The organism is Vibrio sp. 10N.222.55.C6, from assembly GCF_041473395.1.
GTDB lineage: Bacteria > Pseudomonadota > Gammaproteobacteria > Enterobacterales > Vibrionaceae > Vibrio > Vibrio crassostreae_C.
This window is the reverse complement of the sequence record NZ_JBFRSD010000279.1, coordinates 1-850: the sequence shown is the minus strand read 5'-3', so window position 1 is coordinate 850 and position 850 is coordinate 1. Positions and strand designations below refer to the sequence as shown.

General features: G+C 44.0%; 1 protein-coding gene. It reads right to left on the bottom strand.

All coding sequences use genetic code 11. From position 1 onward, the window contains the following. Positions 1 to 850 (bottom strand): glycoside hydrolase family 38 C-terminal domain-containing protein (locus AB4486_RS23650; protein WP_372119010.1); only part of this gene is annotated, 850 nt, incomplete at both ends.

The following is an 850-nucleotide window of genomic DNA, read 5'->3' as shown; positions in this document are numbered from 1 at the left end:
CCTTCCAACCTTCAATTGACGGCGCAATTGAACGCTCCATCAATGCAAATGGCTGGGTGCTAATCGAGGTGTTGGATTGAACGTCAGAATTAACTAACACACGCACTCGGTGATCTTTCGCCTGGTTGATCGTTGTGATGTTGACTATTAGCTGCTCGCTGCCATGGCTAAGCGTTAAGCTAATTTCAAACGTCGCCTGATGATCGTTCTGATTCGCAGTTCGGGCGCTAAGATCAAATGGAATATCGAGTGTCGCGCGCACTAACATCACTTGCTCAGTTTCACCTACCCGCGTTTCGATAAGCTCAATAGCGTGGTTATATAACGGTGTATCTCCTCGCAACGGTGAGAAATCATAGGAGTCGCCATCATCAGCTTGTTCTTCAAATGTAAGAAGTCGAGGAATAACGCGATTAGCCTTTTTATCGACTAACTGAAGCTGGCTTCCCTCACACGTCAGCATCATTACTTCATTTTCAATCGATATTTGCTTACGTACTTCCACTTGACGATTGATCACGTCACATGCCTGTACTTCAAATACTTGGTATCCCATCGCTGGTAAGTCATTAACTGAGATATTCAACTCGAAACGATAGTAAGGAGGAACCGCAACTTCTTTTTCACCGTCTTTGGTAACTTCAATAACCTTGCCACCATCTAACGTCTCTCGCTTAATCACTTCGATAGCACATTGTTCGTTGCCATCTGAGATTGCGATGCTTTCATGCGAACTAAATACCACGGCCTTAACAAGCCCTGTGTATGGTTTAATTTGGCCGTTGAACAACATCAACTCATTATCATGGCAGCTACTAGCAATCTCTTTGATAACAAGGTTATACAAACC